Source organism: Calidithermus chliarophilus DSM 9957, assembly GCF_000430045.1.
In the GTDB taxonomy this organism is placed as follows: domain Bacteria; phylum Deinococcota; class Deinococci; order Deinococcales; family Thermaceae; genus Calidithermus; species Calidithermus chliarophilus.
The window spans coordinates 1,933,893-1,946,958 of sequence record NZ_KE387023.1; the positions used below are offsets into that span (position 1 = coordinate 1,933,893).

19 protein-coding genes are annotated in these 13,066 nt (G+C 69.7%); 12 read left to right on the forward strand and 7 right to left on the reverse strand.

Translation table 11 applies throughout. The annotated features are described in order from the left end of the window. From MEICH_RS0109505 to MEICH_RS0109520, 4 genes are all read left to right on the forward strand, one after another. On the forward strand, nt 1–564 hold a 564-nt coding region (locus tag MEICH_RS0109505; protein WP_027892424.1), incomplete at its 5' end, for an N-acetylmuramoyl-L-alanine amidase family protein. A gap of 133 nt (nt 565–697) precedes the next feature. Next, nucleotides 698–1,027: a metal-sulfur cluster assembly factor gene (locus MEICH_RS0109510; protein ID WP_027892425.1), complete on the forward strand. Its 330-nt coding sequence runs from the start codon at nt 698–700 to the stop codon at nt 1,025–1,027. 160 nt (nt 1,028–1,187) lie between these two features. Next, nucleotides 1,188–1,577: a hypothetical protein gene (locus MEICH_RS0109515; RefSeq protein WP_027892426.1), complete on the forward strand. Its 390-nt coding sequence runs from the start codon at nt 1,188–1,190 to the stop codon at nt 1,575–1,577. A gap of 66 nt (nt 1,578–1,643) precedes the next feature. Then, complete coding sequence (locus tag MEICH_RS0109520; RefSeq protein WP_027892427.1) at nt 1,644–2,009, forward strand: hypothetical protein; 366 nt, start codon at nt 1,644–1,646, stop codon at nt 2,007–2,009. A 149-nt stretch (nt 2,010–2,158) separates the two neighbouring features. Here MEICH_RS0109520 and MEICH_RS0109525 read toward each other — a convergent pair whose 3' ends face one another. From MEICH_RS0109525 to MEICH_RS0109535, 3 genes are all read right to left on the reverse strand, one after another. After that, a complete protein-coding gene (locus MEICH_RS0109525; protein ID WP_027892428.1) occupies nt 2,159–2,578 on the reverse strand; it encodes a DUF3197 domain-containing protein in 420 nt (139 codons plus the stop codon). 63 nt (nt 2,579–2,641) lie between these two features. Beyond that, complete coding sequence (locus tag MEICH_RS0109530; protein ID WP_027892429.1) at nt 2,642–3,166, reverse strand: YfiT family bacillithiol transferase; 525 nt, start codon at nt 3,164–3,166, stop codon at nt 2,642–2,644. 232 nt (nt 3,167–3,398) lie between these two features. Further along, nucleotides 3,399–4,190: a class I SAM-dependent methyltransferase gene (locus tag MEICH_RS0109535; RefSeq protein WP_027892430.1), complete on the reverse strand. Its 792-nt coding sequence runs from the start codon at nt 4,188–4,190 to the stop codon at nt 3,399–3,401. Between the two features lie 191 nt (nt 4,191–4,381). Between MEICH_RS0109535 and MEICH_RS0109540 the strand changes: the two genes are divergently transcribed. Genes MEICH_RS0109540 through MEICH_RS0109550 form a run of 3 tightly spaced genes read left to right on the forward strand, consistent with a single transcriptional unit; the run spans nt 4,382 to nt 8,187 of the window. Beyond that, the gene (locus tag MEICH_RS0109540) at nt 4,382–5,971 is read left to right on the forward strand and encodes a PASTA domain-containing protein (protein WP_027892431.1); all 1,590 of its coding nucleotides are present in this window, start codon (nt 4,382–4,384) and stop codon (nt 5,969–5,971) included. Nucleotides 5,972–5,985: 14 nt separating this feature from the next. After that, entirely contained in the window at nt 5,986–6,315 is a 330-nt protein-coding gene (locus MEICH_RS0109545) for a YraN family protein (protein ID WP_027892432.1), read from the forward strand. A gap of 51 nt (nt 6,316–6,366) precedes the next feature. Beyond that, a complete protein-coding gene (locus MEICH_RS0109550) occupies nt 6,367–8,187 on the forward strand; it encodes a menaquinone biosynthesis decarboxylase (protein ID WP_027892433.1) in 1,821 nt (606 codons plus the stop codon). Here MEICH_RS0109550 and MEICH_RS28550 read toward each other — a convergent pair. Then, nucleotides 8,184–8,360, reverse strand: a complete 177-nt coding sequence (locus tag MEICH_RS28550) for a glycine zipper family protein (protein ID WP_157202694.1) — start codon at nt 8,358–8,360, stop codon at nt 8,184–8,186. The genes MEICH_RS0109550 and MEICH_RS28550 overlap by 4 nt on opposite strands. Nucleotides 8,361–8,450: 90 nt before the next feature. On the opposite strand from MEICH_RS28550, the gene MEICH_RS0109560 reads away from it, so the two are divergent. Beyond that, a complete protein-coding gene (locus tag MEICH_RS0109560; RefSeq protein WP_027892434.1) occupies nt 8,451–8,879 on the forward strand; it encodes a hypothetical protein in 429 nt (142 codons plus the stop codon). A gap of 294 nt (nt 8,880–9,173) precedes the next feature. Here MEICH_RS0109560 and MEICH_RS0109565 read toward each other — a convergent pair whose 3' ends face one another. After that, complete coding sequence (locus MEICH_RS0109565; RefSeq protein WP_027892435.1) at nt 9,174–9,470, reverse strand: hypothetical protein; 297 nt, start codon at nt 9,468–9,470, stop codon at nt 9,174–9,176. A 132-nt stretch (nt 9,471–9,602) separates the two neighbouring features. Between MEICH_RS0109565 and MEICH_RS0109570 the strand changes: the two genes are divergently transcribed. From MEICH_RS0109570 to perR, 3 genes are all read left to right on the forward strand, one after another. Further along, a complete protein-coding gene (locus MEICH_RS0109570) occupies nt 9,603–9,857 on the forward strand; it encodes a hypothetical protein (RefSeq protein WP_027892436.1) in 255 nt (84 codons plus the stop codon). A 52-nt stretch (nt 9,858–9,909) separates the two neighbouring features. After that, nucleotides 9,910–10,803 carry a hydroxymethylbilane synthase gene (gene hemC, locus MEICH_RS0109575; protein ID WP_027892437.1) on the forward strand — a complete coding sequence of 298 codons (894 nt, stop codon included), beginning with the start codon at nt 9,910–9,912 and terminating at the stop codon, nt 10,801–10,803. A gap of 305 nt (nt 10,804–11,108) precedes the next feature. Continuing rightward, a complete protein-coding gene (gene perR, locus MEICH_RS0109580; protein ID WP_027892438.1) occupies nt 11,109–11,507 on the forward strand; it encodes a manganese-dependent transcriptional regulator PerR in 399 nt (132 codons plus the stop codon). Here perR and MEICH_RS0109585 read toward each other — a convergent pair. Further along, nucleotides 11,504–12,376, reverse strand: a complete 873-nt coding sequence (locus MEICH_RS0109585; protein WP_027892439.1) for an alpha/beta fold hydrolase — start codon at nt 12,374–12,376, stop codon at nt 11,504–11,506. The two genes, perR and MEICH_RS0109585, sit on opposite strands and share 4 nt — an antisense overlap. A 69-nt stretch (nt 12,377–12,445) precedes the next feature. Then, nucleotides 12,446–12,604, reverse strand: coding sequence for a hypothetical protein (locus tag MEICH_RS28555; RefSeq protein ID WP_157202695.1), 159 nt, complete (start codon nt 12,602–12,604; stop codon nt 12,446–12,448). Between the two features lie 213 nt (nt 12,605–12,817). On the opposite strand from MEICH_RS28555, the gene MEICH_RS29265 reads away from it, so the two are divergent. Further along, a partial coding sequence (locus tag MEICH_RS29265; protein ID WP_027892440.1) for an AfsR/SARP family transcriptional regulator occupies nt 12,818–13,066 on the forward strand: 249 nt, incomplete at its 3' end.

Below are 13,066 nucleotides of genomic sequence, written 5' to 3' on the forward strand. Positions count from 1 at the left end.
CCGGTCGCCGCGCCGGCTGAGCCCGAGCCCGTCGAGCCTGCCGAGACCGCGCCGGCGGACGCCGAACCTGCCGAGCCTGCCGAGGCCGTCGAACCCGCCGAACCCGTCGGGACCCAGCCTGAGCCCGAACCCCTGCCGGTGATCCCCGAGACGGCCATGGGCGTCTTCGAGCCCGCCCCCGGACCCCCCACCGCCACTGGGGAAGGACCTAACCCCCAGCCGCTCGAGCCTGAGCCCGAGCCCGCCCCCACCGGCCCGGTCCTCGTGCCCGCTTCGCCGCTCTCGCTGAGCCAGGGCCGCCGGGCCGAGCTCTCCCGCAGCCTGGGGACGAAGCTGATGGGCTACCTGCTCTCCAGCACCACCGCCTCCAACCGCGGCCTGCGCACCTCCGACTTCTTCGTCACCAAGTACACCCCCGTGCCCGCGGTGCTGGTGGAGATGGGCTACGTCACCCACCCCGTCGAGGGCCTCAACCTGCGCAACCCGGTCTACCTCGACCGCATCGCCTACGGCATCGCCCGGGGGGTGCTGGAGTACCTCGAGCACGACTACCCCGTCCAGTAGCCCTCGTCCCGGGCGTTCTACCCCGTGCGGGGCATCCGTGGGAACCGCTCTGGCGGCGGATGGTCTCTACCCCTGAGCCATAGGGTGAAAAGCCCCTCTATTGGGCCGGGAGGGGCTGGCTATACTGGGCGGCATGAGCGAAGCGGTGCTGCCCACCCAGGAACAGGTGCTCGAGGCTTTGAAGGTGGTCAAAGACCCCGAGATCCCTGTCAACATCGTAGACCTGGGCCTGGTCTACGACGTGGAGGTCAAGGAGGACGGGGTCGTGGACATCACCATGACCCTCACCTCCATCGGCTGCCCGGCCCAGGACATCGTCAAGGCCGACGCCGAGATCGCGGTCATGAAGTTCCCCGGCGTCAACGCGGTCAACGTGGACTTCGTCTGGAGCCCGCCCTGGACCCCGGCCAAGATGACCGAAGACGGCAAGCGCCAGATGCGCATGTTCGGCTTTAACGTTTAGCCGGAGCGCTTCCCGGCCAGTACCCCGCAGGGCCGGCCCTGCGGGGTAAACCGTCTGCCGGTCTTGTCAAGTGTCGTGGAGCGCGCGATCAGACACCTTTCAGCCGCCGCTCAAACCCGGGTCAGCGGGGCCACCTAGCCTTAGGGTGAGGAGGTCAGCTATGGCTAGGGTTTTCGCTATTTTCGCCGACGAAAAAGCGCTCGAGCAGGCTACGCGCGGCATGGCCGACGCCGACTACGAGGTGCTGGCGCCCGTCAACGACACCTCGGCCCCGCCGGGGGGAGGCTTGCCCGCGGCTCCCGTGGTGGCGGGGGCTACCCTCAACCCCGGCAGCCCGGTCGGCGTGGGGGTTCCTGCCGGGGCCGCGAGCCTGGTCAGTGGGCCCACGCTCGAGGACGAACTGCACGGCAAGGGCCTGCCGGAAGGGGAGACCCGCATGTTCGCCGACGCGCTGCGCAGCGGCTCACACGTGCTGATCGTCCACCGGGCTTCCGAGGGGTTGGCCGACCGCCTGCGCGAGGCCGGGGCCGCCCACGTCTCGCCCAACTGAGCCGGGGCTCAGTCCTTCCTCAGCCCGCCCTCAAAAGCCGGTCAGACCGGCTGGATAAGCTCGGGCATGGCCAAGCTATTCGCGGTATTCGACGACGAGCGGGCGCTCGAGAACGCCACCCGCGAACTCGGCGCCGAGGACTACGAGATCCTTACCCCCGGCAACGACACCGGCAACCCCATCAGCGGGCCGCTGGCGGTCGCCAACCCGGCGGGCATGAGCAACAGCAACTACCTGACCCAGTCGGCCGCGGTCATGGTCACGCCGCTCGGGCAGGACGTGGGCGCCGTGCCCGCGGAGCCCGACGACGACGACCGCATCATCGCCGAGGCCCTGCGCAACGGGGCTTCGGTGCTGGTGATGCGCCGCGCCAGCCGGGAAGCGGCCCAGCGGCTGCGGGAGCTGGGCGCCTCCTACGTCTCTACTGTCTGATACCAGATTGGGTCAGTTCGGCGGCGAATGGTGACGAACTGACCGAAGGGAGCGCTCTGGGATTCAAAAAGATAGCCTCCGGGGCCTTTGGATCGGACGATTATCTTTTTGAATCCGGTATGACAAGAGCGCTGGGCCCGTCGTGGGCGTCACATCCGGCTGGTGTAGCCCTTTTTGAGGTACAGCACGGGGTCGGTGGGGTTGGCCGCCGCGACCAACTGCTGGTACACCGCTTCTGGGTCCTCGACGAAGACGGCCGCGTACTCCGAGGGGGGCAGGACCACCTCGTAGAAGTGGGTTACGCCCTTCTCCTGTAGCCACTGCACGAGCGCGGCCAGGGCGTCGTCGCTTGCCGCTCCGAAGGCCGGGCCGAAGGCGTCGAAGCTCAGCACCGGGGTTTTGACCCCGCCCCGGGCGAACACCGCGTAGCGGGCCTTGCCGCGCTGGTCCTGCCAGTCGGTGACCAGGGTGACGATGAGGCGCTCGAAGGAGGCCCCCCGCAGGGCTTGCTGGAGGTCCTCGAGGGTTTCCTTGGGGGCTGCACGCAGACCGACCACGTTAAGTTCCATAACCGCCGTCAGTTTACCGCCTCGCCTGGCGGGGCGAAGCTACCCACCACCCCGACCTCGCCCTCACCAGCCCATGCGCTTGCGCAACTCGGTGATGTGGGCGACGTGGTGGCTGCCGTGCCAGGCGTACAGCCCCAGGGTGCGGGCCAGGGTGGTCGGCCCCGACTCGGGGTGGACGAAGCTGCGCTGCCAGTCCTCCTCCTTCAGCCCCCGCAGCAGCACGACCCAGCGCTGGTGCAGCGCCTCGAGCAGCCGCAACGAGACCTCCACCGGCGTGTCGCGGCTGTCCCCCAGCCGGGCCCAGGCCTGCTCGTCGTAGGGCTTGATGGTGGGGGCCTCCTCGGTGAGGGCCAACTTGAAGCGCACGTAGCTGTTGAGGTGGCTGTCGGGCACGTGGTGCACCACCTGCCGCACCGTCCAGCCGCCCTCGCGGTAGGGCGTGTCGAGCTGCGCCTCGGAGAGCCCTTCCACCGCCGCCCGCAAGTGGGCCGGCGTCTGGGCCAGAACCTGCAGCCACCCCTCCCGTACCTCGGGCGTGATGACGGGGGGAGCCTGAAAGCGGCCGATGGGGTAGCGGGGGTCGCTCATGAAGAGTAGGGTATCGGATTCGGGGCGTTGCTGCAGGAGGCCGTGAGCGGTAAGCCATCAGCTATCAGCCGTCAGCAAAAGGCTTGTAGCTTGTGGTGTGTGGCTCGTGCCGTGTGGAAGTATCCCCCCTGGCCCCCCTTGCTAAGGGGGGTAGAGAAATGGCGTTTAGCATTCAGCCGTCGGCTATCAGCTATCAGCTATCGACTATCGACTATCGACTATCGACCCAACCTCACGGCATCCGCGCCGCACGCACCACGAATTTCCAGTGGGTGGGGTACTCGAGGTCGGGGTCGGGGTAGGTGTCCATGACCCACTGCTCGAGCTCGGCCACCGAGGGGCGGAAGACCTCCTCGGGGACGGCCTGGGTGAAGGAGTACAGGCGGTCGCGGATGATCTCGAGGCTCGAGCGCGGGCTGCGCGGCTCGATCCAGTCGGCGACCGGCTTGGCCTTGGGGTCGAGGCCGAACTGACGGAGCGCGCGTTCGACCTCGGCCAGGCGCTGCTGGTGGCGGCCGCGCTCGAGGCGGTAGCCCAGCCGCGCGAGGATCTCGGCCCACTTCTGCTGGATGCGCCAGTCCTCGCTCTCGCCCTCCGACTGGTCCCAGCCCTCGAAGAGGAAGCCCCCCGGCTTGAGCACCCGCAGCGACTCGCGCAGCGCGACCTGCCAGTCGTCGAGCAGGTGCCAGAAGTGCACCACGACCACCGCGTGCAGGCTCTCGCGCTCGAAGGGCAGCTCGCGGGCGTCGCCTTCGACGAGGCGGGCCTTGCGGGCCACCCCGGCCACCTTGTTGCGCAGCACCTCGAGCATGGCCGGGTTGATGTCGAGGGCGGTGTAGCGGTAGCCCCGCGCGATGATGGGCACCGCGATGCGGCCGGTGCCCGCGCCGACCTCGAGGAAGTGCGGCTCGCGGAAGACCCGCTCAACGGGGGCGGTGATGGCCGTGGCGATGCGGCCCGACACCTCGGGCGGGTGGTACCGCGTGCGGTCGTAGGCGTGGGCGACCCGGCTGATGGGGGTCATGACTCGGCTTTCATGATAACAAGCTCATTTCTAGAGTCAACGCACCCACGCTCACGCCCCGTCTGGTGCGCGCGCTAATTTCCCGCGCCGTTCGGCCTCAGGTGCGCCCCGTAGGGCCGAGGCACCGGCTGCCGCCCGGCGCCCCGCGGGTCTCAGCATAAGCTCATCGAACCCCCCGGTATAATCGCCCCGTGCCCACCCTCGCCGACAAATACGAGGTGCTCGAGGAACTCTGGCAGGAGGGGTTCATCAAGGCTTTCCGGGTCGCCCTCGAGGGGCGGCACGGCAAGCTGTACTGGTTCGACGTGCACACCCCCGAGGCCCGGGCGGTGTTTGCGGGCTACCGCAACGCCCTGCGGCGCCTCGAGGAGCGCCAGGCCCTGCCCGAAGGCCTGGAGATCTCGAACAAGCCGGGCCGCTACTACGCCTTCTGGCCCGAGAGCGGCCGCCACCCCCTGCGCAAGGCCCGGCTCAAGCCCGTGCAGGAGGCCCTCGAGCCCTTCGGCTACACCCCCAACGACTTCGAACTCGTCGAGCACGAAGGGCGCCCGGTGGTCGTCGACCTGCGCCCCCGTAACGTCCTGAGCACCCCTTCCATCCCGGCGCACCCCGGCCGGCCCGGCCAACCCCAGCCGCCGACCCGGCCGATCCCTTCCCCGAAGACCCAGCCCATCAAGCCGGCCCCGGCGCCCGCGCCCAAGGCCCGGCCCCAGCCCAGGGTGCGCCCCCCGCTGCCCAAGCCGGGCCTGTGGGGCTGGCTGCCGGGGCTGGTGTTTTTGCTGCTGGGCCTGGGCAGCCTGGCGGTCGCGGTTCAGCGCTACCTCAACCCCCCCGAGTACACCCTCCCCAACTTCAGCGGCAAGACCGCGACGGAGGTGCTCGAGACCGTGCGCACCTGGGGCCTCAAGCTCGAGTTCGGCGAGGGCAGCGACCTCACCCGCCCCGAGGACACCGTGCTCGAGCAGACCCCCGAGCCCGGCAGCCAGGTCAAGCCGGGGCGCAAGCTCACGCTCACCATCAACAAGCACAAGCGCGGCACCGTGCCCACCCTCTCCGGCCGCTCCGTCGAGGACGCGCGCAAGGCCTTGCTGGAGGCGGGCTACACCCTGGGCGGGGTGGTGCGGATCAACTCCCCCACCCTCGAGGGCACCGTGCTCGCCAGCCGCCCGCCCGCCGGGACCAGCTTTTCGGCGGGGAAGCCGGTCGAACTGCTGGTCTCCGCCGGGCCCGGCCAGCGCCGACCCGAGACGGTGCTCCCCGACCTGGTGGGCCTGAGCCAGGAGGACGCCAAGTACCTGCTCGACGTGGCCGAGCTCAGGGGGAATTTCCGCTCGGTGGTCAGCGGGGCGCCGCAGGGGGAGGTGGTGCGCCAGGAGCCCGCGGCCGGGACGCCGCTGCTCAAGGGCACCGCCGTGACCGTGTACGTCAGCAACCAGCTCGAGGCCCCCGTGCCCGACGGCCCGCCCTTCGCCCAGGACGTGCCCGAGCCGCTGCCCGAGCCCGCCCCCGAGCCGCCGGTGCCCGGCGGGGAGGGCGGCACGCCGCAGCCCGCCGCCCGCAGCCTCCAGCTCAGCCTCACCCTGCCGCCCGAGCTCGAGGGCTCCAACGTGCGCATCACCATCCAGGACGAGGCCCGTCCCGAGCCGGTGGTGATCTTCGAGGGCCCCACCGCCCCCGGCTGGAAGTTCGAGCCCCCCGGCGGCGTGCCGGTGCAGGGGCGGGCCACGGTGCGCTGGTTCGTCAACGACCAGCTCTACCAGGAGTTCACCGACTCGCCCTAGCCGCCTGCCGAGCCATGAAGGGAGCCTGGGCCGAGGCCGTCGCCCGCAAGTACCTGCTGGCGAAGGGGTACGCCCTGCTGGGCCAGAACCGCCGGACGCCCCACGGCGAGATCGACCTGTGGATGCGGCAGGGCGAGGTCTACGTGGCGGTGGAGGTCAAGCAGCGGCGCGACGGCCGCTTCGGGACGCCCCTCGAGGCCCTCACCCCGCAGAAGTACGAGCGCCTGTGGCGCTCGGCGCTCTACCTGCTGGGCCGCGACGACCTGCCGGTGCGCTTCGAGGCGGTGCTGGTGTACGGCACGCCCCGGTGCTTCCGCCTCGAACACCTGCCCATCGAGCCCTGAAGACCCGCCCCCCTACATTCGTCCCGGCCGCGGGGGGATAATCTGGGGCGGATGTACCGGAACCTGAAGGCCTTCATCGACGACCTCGAGCGCCGCGGCGAGCTGCTGCGGGTGCGCGAGGAGGTCTCCTGCGAGCTCGAGATCACCGAAATCGCCGACCGCATGGTCAAGACGGGCGGCCCGGCCCTGCTCTTCGAGAAGGTCGAGGGCCGCGACTTCCCGGTGTTCATCGGCGGCTACGGCACCGCCGAGCGCACCGCGCGGGCCATGGGCGTGCCCAGCATCGACGCCCTGGGCGAGCGGGTCGCCAAGCTGATGGACCTCAACCCCGGCAAGGGCGGGCTCAAGGCGGTGTTCAGCCTGCTGCCCAAGCTGGGCGAGCTCAAGGGCTTCTTCCCCAAGCGGGTCTCGAGCGCCCCCGTGCAGGAGGTGGTGCTCAGGGGCGAGCAGGTAGACCTCTCGCGCCTGCCGGTGCTCAAGTGCTGGCCCCTCGACGGCGGCCCCTTCATCACGCTGCCGCTGGTGATCACCAAGGACCCCGAGACGGGCGAGCTCAACCTGGGCATGTACCGCATGCAGGTGCTCGACCGCAGGAGCACCGCCATGCACTGGCAGTTGCACAAGGTGGGCCGGCGCCACTACGACAAGGCCAAGAAGCTGGGCAAGCGCCTCGAGGTCGCCGTGGCCCTGGGCGGCGACCCCATCCTCACCTACGCCGCCACCGCGCCGGTGCCCCCCATCCCCGGGGTCAACGAGTTCAACCTGGCCGGCTTCCTGCGCGGGGCGGGGGTCGAGCTGGCGAAGGGCGTGACCGTGGACCTCCCCGTGCCCGCCGAGGCCGAGTTCGTGCTCGAGGGTTACATCGACCCCGCCGAGGAGCTGGTGGTGGAGGGGCCCTTCGGTGATCACACCGGGTTTTACACCCTCGAAGACCTCTACCCCCGCTTCCACGTCACCGCCGTCACCCACCGCAAGGGCGCGGTCTACCCCGCGACCATCGTGGGCCGACCCCCCATGGAGGACGCCTACCTGATCGAGGCCTCCGAGCGGCTGTTCCTGCCGGCCGCCCAGCTCATCCTGCCCGAGGTCGCCGACTACCACATGCCCCCCGCGGGCGTGGCCCACAACTGGGTCAACGTGGCGATCAAGAAGGCCTACCCCGGCCAGGCCTACAAGGTCGCCAACGGCATGTTCGGCCTGGGCCAGATGATGTTCGCCAAGGTGATGGTCGTGCTCGGCGCGGGCGCGAAGCTCAAGCCCGGCTTCGAGGCGCTCGTGGAAGCCCTAAAGCACGCCGTCCCGGGCCGCGACACGCTCATCTCGCGCGGGCCCATCGACGTGCTCGACCACTCGAGCCGCTCCATGGGCTACGGCGGCAAGCTCATCCTCGACGGCACCCGCAAGCTGCCGGAGGAGGGGGGAGAGGTGCCCTTCACCCCCAGGGTCCACCCCAGCCTGCCCGCCCTGCCCGGCGTGCGGCAGAAGCAGTGGCCCGGCGTCTGGGCCGCCACCTTCGCCAAGACTACCCCGGGCCAGGCCCGCGCCCTGGCCGAGCAACTGCTGGCGACCCCGCAGAGCGCGGGCATCCGCCTGCTGCTCCTCACCGACGACGACACCGCCTTAGACCCCGACGAGCTGCTGTGGGCCATCCTCAACAACATCGACCCCGAGCGCGACGCCTGGGTACTGCCGGGTGCCGAGGGCCCGGTGCTGGTGCTCGACGGCACCCGCAAGCTGGCCGAGGAAGGCTTCGCGCGGCGCTGGCCGCCCAAGATCGTCATGAGCCCCGAGGTGGTGCGCCGCGTGGACGAGCGCTGGGAGGGGCTGGGGCTGCCACCGCTGCCCGGCCGTGCGCCAGAGTCGGTCGGCTAGGAGCGGGACTCGCTGCGCGGGTAGGTGAAGGCGACCCCCAGCACCGCCCCCAACACGGCCCCGGCCCCCGCGCCGAGCCCCAGGTGGCCGACGAGCACTCCGAAAGTGGACCCGAAGATCAGGCCCAGGACCGCACCGAAGAACACGAACGAGCCCAGCAGGTTCTGTTTCACACCTTCCTCCTCGAGAGTCTTTGTCCTGATTCTACGGCTTCGCGGGCATCTGAACCTCGAGCCCCCGCCCCCCCTGGGTACGCTGGTGGCATGAGAGCATGGCCCCTGGTTCTGCTGTTGCTGCTCAGCCCCGCCCTGGCCCAGACCCTCGTGGAGGTCACCGCCGTGGCCGCGATCCAAAGCTCGCTGGTGTCGGGGGTGCGCTTCCCCAACGGCTCCTTCAAGGCCGGGAAGGGGAGTGAGGCCATCGTGGCCCGCATCCCCGACGCGGCGCGCTTCAACCTCGAGGTCTACGCCGCCAAAGGCATCGCCGCCCGCCTGCACGACGCCTTCGTGGCCCAGATCATGACCAGCTTCGCCGCCGCCGGCTACCTCCAGGACGGCTGGCCCCAGACCCAGCAGGTCGGGGGTGAGACCCGCACCCGCTACAACTTCAGCGACGAGAGCGGCCGGGCGGCGCTGCTGTTCATCGTGCGCAGGGGGGATGAGCTGGTGTTTGTGGTGGGGAGGGCGAGGTAGGTCGGTGGCGGGGCGCGGGTCGTACGTCGTACGTCCTATGCCGTACGCCAGACACCAGACGCCAAACGCCGAACGCCGAACGCAAAACGCAAAACGCCAAACGCAATACGCAAGACGCAAGACGCAAAACGCAAGACGCAAAACGCGAAACGCCCATTCTTCACCCCCCTTAACAAGGGGGGCCAGGGGGGATAAGCCCTCCCCGTGCCCGGGTAGGGTTCCTTTTACCACCAGCCTTCCGCTTACCGCTTTCCGCTGACGGTTGATAGCTGAAAGCTGACCGCTGACCGCTTTTCAAACCGGCTTCAGCACGAACTGATCTAGCTCGGTGATCTCGAGCACCCCCTTGAGCAGGTGCTCCGTGACCTCGCGGATCTTGGGGTGGGTTTCGCCGGTGGGCCGGACTAAGGTGGCGTCGCCGGGGATCACGCGCACCTGGACGGGGGTGAGGAAGTGCTGGGAGAGGCGTTCTTCCATCTGCTCCCGAACATACTGGACCAGCTTCTTCTCGTCCAGCCGTGCGTTGCGCGAGCCGGGCGGGAGGTACTCCAGCACGTACTGTTCGGATAGGGCGATCACCAGGCGGATCATGGCTCGGTCCTTTGCCCGGTAGTGTAGGAGGGTAGGGTAAACGCCAGGGGCCACTTAGCTTCAAGGGGTCTTTAGGCGCTTCATAGGATTTCCCAATTCTCCCCTTCAGCCGGCTTCTGCTACCCTGGGGCCATGAGCAAGCTGCGGTGGTCGGAGCTCGAGGCCGCCATCCCCCTCGCCGACCTGCCTGCCTTCCACCGGGCCTTCCTGGCGCTGCACCGGCCCGAGCTCGAGGCCCAGGCCCTGCCCCTGCGGCGGGTGCAGCAGTACGTGACCCAGACCCTGCACACCCTGGCGAAGCAGGGGCTGGCCCGGCCGGTGGAAGGGGACTTCGAGCTCGAGGCCGAGGCCCTGCCCGAGCCCTACCGGAGCCGCTTTTCTGGGTGAAGGTTCACAACTTTTCCTCTTTAATGCGCGATCCGCTAATATAGAGCCCTGTATGCGCGTTATCGTCATCGGCACGCGGGGTAGCCTCCTCGCGCAGGCCCAGACCCGCCACGTGGTGGAGCTTCTGAAGGAAAACTGGCCCGAGGCGGAGTTCAAGGTGAGGACCGTGCAGGCCAAGGTCGGGCAGGACGCCACGGCGGCTGAGCTGCGCCAGGCGCTGCAGAACCGCCAGATCGACATCGCCCTGCACTCGATGAAGTACCTCCCCACGGAAACCCCCGAAGACCTCCACCTGGTGGCGGTCACCCGGCGCATGGAACCGCGCGAGGCCTTCTTAGGCCGCAGCGCCAAGCGCCTGGAGGACCTCCCCAAGGGCGCGGTGGTGGGCGCGAGCACCCTCTGCCGCAAGGCCCAGTTGCTGGCCTTCCGCTCCGACCTGCAGGTCAAGGCGCTCAGCGGCGACCTCGACGACCGGCTAGCAGCTCTGGGCAGCGGCGACTACGACGCCATCTTGATGGGCGCCTCCGAGCTGCTGCGCATGGACCTGCACAACCGCATCGACCAGTTGGTCAGCCCCGAGGTCATCCTGCCGCCCGCCGGGCAGGGGGCGCTGGGGCTCGAGGTGCGCCGCGGCGACGACTGGGCCGAAGAGCTCGCCTACAGCCTCAACCACCGCCCCTCCGCCGACCGCGTCTACGCCGAGCGCGCCTTCATCAAGGCGCTGGGCATGGGCATCGGGGCCCCGGCCGGGGCGCTGGCCACCGTGGAGGACGACGGCACCCTGCGCCTGGAGGGCGTGGTCGTCTCCCCCGACGGCCGCGAGCTCATCCGCGCCGAGATCGAGGGCGACGCCTCCGAGGCCGAGGACCTGGGCAACGAGCTGGCCCTGGATCTCCTCGACCAAGGCGGCAAGGAGCTGCTGGCACAGGTCGAGGTGAGCAGTTAGGCGGTGGGCGTCGAACGCCGATAGCCGATAGCCGGGCGTGCGTCCTACGTCCTACGTCGTACGTCGTACGCCAAACGCTAAACGCCAAACGCAAGACGCCAAACGCAAGACGCCTTATTCCCCCCTTAACAAGGGGGGCCAGGGGGGATACCCCCTCCCCGCGCGCGGGGAGGGAAGGGGTGGGGCCCACCACGAGCCACAAGCTGACGGCTGACCGCTGAAAGCTTCCCGCCCTCTCAAATCCCCGGCAAACGGGTCGGGATTACTGACATTTGTCCCGGTGGACCGCTATACTCTTTAGGGCAATGGCGATTAAGCGTTTGACCCGGCAGCGTAAGGCAGTGCTCGAGGTGGTGCGGACGGCGAAGGGACACCACCCCGACGCCGCGTGGGTCTATCACGAAGTGCGCAAGCTGGTGCCGAGCATCAGCCTGGGCACGGTGTACCGCACCCTCGAGGCGCTGGTGGAGGAGGGTTACCTGCTTCCCCTCACCCGTAGCGGCGACGCGACCCGCTACGAGGCTAACCTCGACGGGCACCTGCACATGCTCTGCACCCACTGCGGCGAGTACCACGACCTGCACATAAACCTCCCCGACCTGCTGACCCAGGCCCGGGCGCAGTACCCCTACCTCGAGCTCTCCGGGGTTCAGGTGGAGTACGAGGGCGTGTGTGAGCGTTGCCGTGCGGAATTAAAGTCTTAAGGCTCGAGCAGCAGCCGGGCGAGCTCCTCGGGTTTTTCCTGCTGGGGCAGGTGGCCGCAGTTGTCCAGCAGCACCAGGCGGCTGCCCGGGATGGCCTGGGCGAGGGCCTGAGCCGAGCCGGCGGGGGCGACGTGGTCCTGCCGGCCCCAGACGATGGTCGTGGGGAGGCGGAGGTTGGCGAGCTCGTCCGGCTTGAACAGGCCCCACAGCGACTTCCAGACCAGCCAGCGGAAGGTGGAGAAGTAGGCCCGGCGCTGGTCGTCGCTCCAGACCCGGTCCCATACGCGCTCGCGCAGGAAGCCGCGCAGCTCGGGCGGGAGGGCCTCGAGGTCGTGGTAGTAGGGGCGCAGGCTGGCGTAGGCGAGGTCCTGGTCGCGGCGGAAGCCGTTGTAGGTGCGTTCCCCCAGGACGGGCAGCAGGAACAGCATCAGGCGGGGGTTGAACCGGCCCTGCATCGCCGGGCCGTCGAGCAGGAAGAGCCGCTCGACGTGCTCGGGGTGGTCGAGGGCCAGGCGCAGGGCGATGGCGGCCCCGAGGGAACTGCCGACCAGCGTGACCTTGGCGCCGGCGGGGAAAAGCGCCTCGAGCAGCCCCCGCACGGTCCGGGCGAAGAAGGCCAGGGTGTAGGCCCGGCGGGGGTGCTCGCTGCGGCCGAAGCCCGGCAGGTCGGGGGCGATCACCCGGCGGTGGGGGGCGAGCAGGGGGATCAGGCGCTGCCAGGAGTCGGCCTCGTCGCCGAGGCCGTGCAGCAGGAGCAGGGGGGAGGCGGCGTGCGCGGAGGCGTCGTAGACGTGGAGCTTCAGGTCGCCCGCCCGCACCTCGCGGCGGTAGGGCTCGAGCGCGGGGGGCACCCGGAATTGGGGCTTCATCGGCCCTGAGTTTACCCAAAAGCGCTCGGCCGCACGGCGTGCTCCCGTGCGGCCTTCAGGTTGCGCGCGTCATCGCTGAGAGGCGCGGGCGAGGCGGGGCGAGCGCTTGCGGGGCGGGCGGTTCTCGGGGGCAGGGGTTTGGGCGGGCTCGGCCTCACGGCTCCCGGCGAATTGCGCGCGGGTGCGCTCGGGGGTCTTGTGCAGTTCGAGGGTCATCCACAGGTCCATAATCTTCGCTCCTCCGAGAAGGGCGGTGGCGGAGGGGCTGGCTTCCGCCGCCACCGGCCATCTCTGCCCCGAGCTTAGGGGGGAGGGGTTAAGCCGGCGCACCCTCGAGCGTTAAATCACGGCCGGGCCTCCGGGGTATATCGTTAAATGACCGCCGCGAGAGCCAACCATGCGAACCCCCACCCCCAGCGCCGGACAACGAGAAGGACAGCCGTGAGCCTCGAGGTCGCGCTGCTGGGGCCGCCGGAGTTCCGCCTGCTGGGGCAACCCCTGGCGTTCAGAACCCGCAAGGTGCTGGCGCTGGCCGCGTACCTGGCCGCCGAGGGCACCCCCCAGCCGCGCGAGCGCCTGCTGGGGCTGTTGTGGCCCGACAGCGAGCCCGAGGCCGCCCGCAACAGCCTGCGCAACACGCTCTCGGCCCTGCGGGAAGCCTTCGCCGGCCTGCCCGCCAACCCCGTGCAG

Coding starts and splice junctions, on each gene's coding strand:
- hemC (WP_027892437.1), top strand. CDS start 9,910: ATGCGCGTTATCGTCATCGGCACGCGGGGTAGCCTCCTCGCGCAGGCC.
- MEICH_RS0109535 (WP_027892430.1), bottom strand. CDS start 4,190: ATGACCCCCATCAGCCGGGTCGCCCACGCCTACGACCGCACGCGGTAC.
- MEICH_RS0109585 (WP_027892439.1), bottom strand. CDS start 12,376: ATGAAGCCCCAATTCCGGGTGCCCCCCGCGCTCGAGCCCTACCGCCGC.
- MEICH_RS0109510 (WP_027892425.1), top strand. CDS start 698: ATGAGCGAAGCGGTGCTGCCCACCCAGGAACAGGTGCTCGAGGCTTTG.
- MEICH_RS0109520 (WP_027892427.1), top strand. CDS start 1,644: ATGGCCAAGCTATTCGCGGTATTCGACGACGAGCGGGCGCTCGAGAAC.
- MEICH_RS0109530 (WP_027892429.1), bottom strand. CDS start 3,166: ATGAGCGACCCCCGCTACCCCATCGGCCGCTTTCAGGCTCCCCCCGTC.
- MEICH_RS0109570 (WP_027892436.1), top strand. CDS start 9,603: ATGAGCAAGCTGCGGTGGTCGGAGCTCGAGGCCGCCATCCCCCTCGCC.
- MEICH_RS0109515 (WP_027892426.1), top strand. CDS start 1,188: ATGGCTAGGGTTTTCGCTATTTTCGCCGACGAAAAAGCGCTCGAGCAG.
- MEICH_RS28555 (WP_157202695.1), bottom strand. CDS start 12,604: ATGGACCTGTGGATGACCCTCGAACTGCACAAGACCCCCGAGCGCACC.
- perR (WP_027892438.1), top strand. CDS start 11,109: ATGGCGATTAAGCGTTTGACCCGGCAGCGTAAGGCAGTGCTCGAGGTG.
- MEICH_RS0109560 (WP_027892434.1), top strand. CDS start 8,451: ATGAGAGCATGGCCCCTGGTTCTGCTGTTGCTGCTCAGCCCCGCCCTG.
- MEICH_RS0109545 (WP_027892432.1), top strand. CDS start 5,986: ATGAAGGGAGCCTGGGCCGAGGCCGTCGCCCGCAAGTACCTGCTGGCG.
- MEICH_RS0109550 (WP_027892433.1), top strand. CDS start 6,367: ATGTACCGGAACCTGAAGGCCTTCATCGACGACCTCGAGCGCCGCGGC.
- MEICH_RS0109565 (WP_027892435.1), bottom strand. CDS start 9,470: ATGATCCGCCTGGTGATCGCCCTATCCGAACAGTACGTGCTGGAGTAC.
- MEICH_RS0109525 (WP_027892428.1), bottom strand. CDS start 2,578: ATGGAACTTAACGTGGTCGGTCTGCGTGCAGCCCCCAAGGAAACCCTC.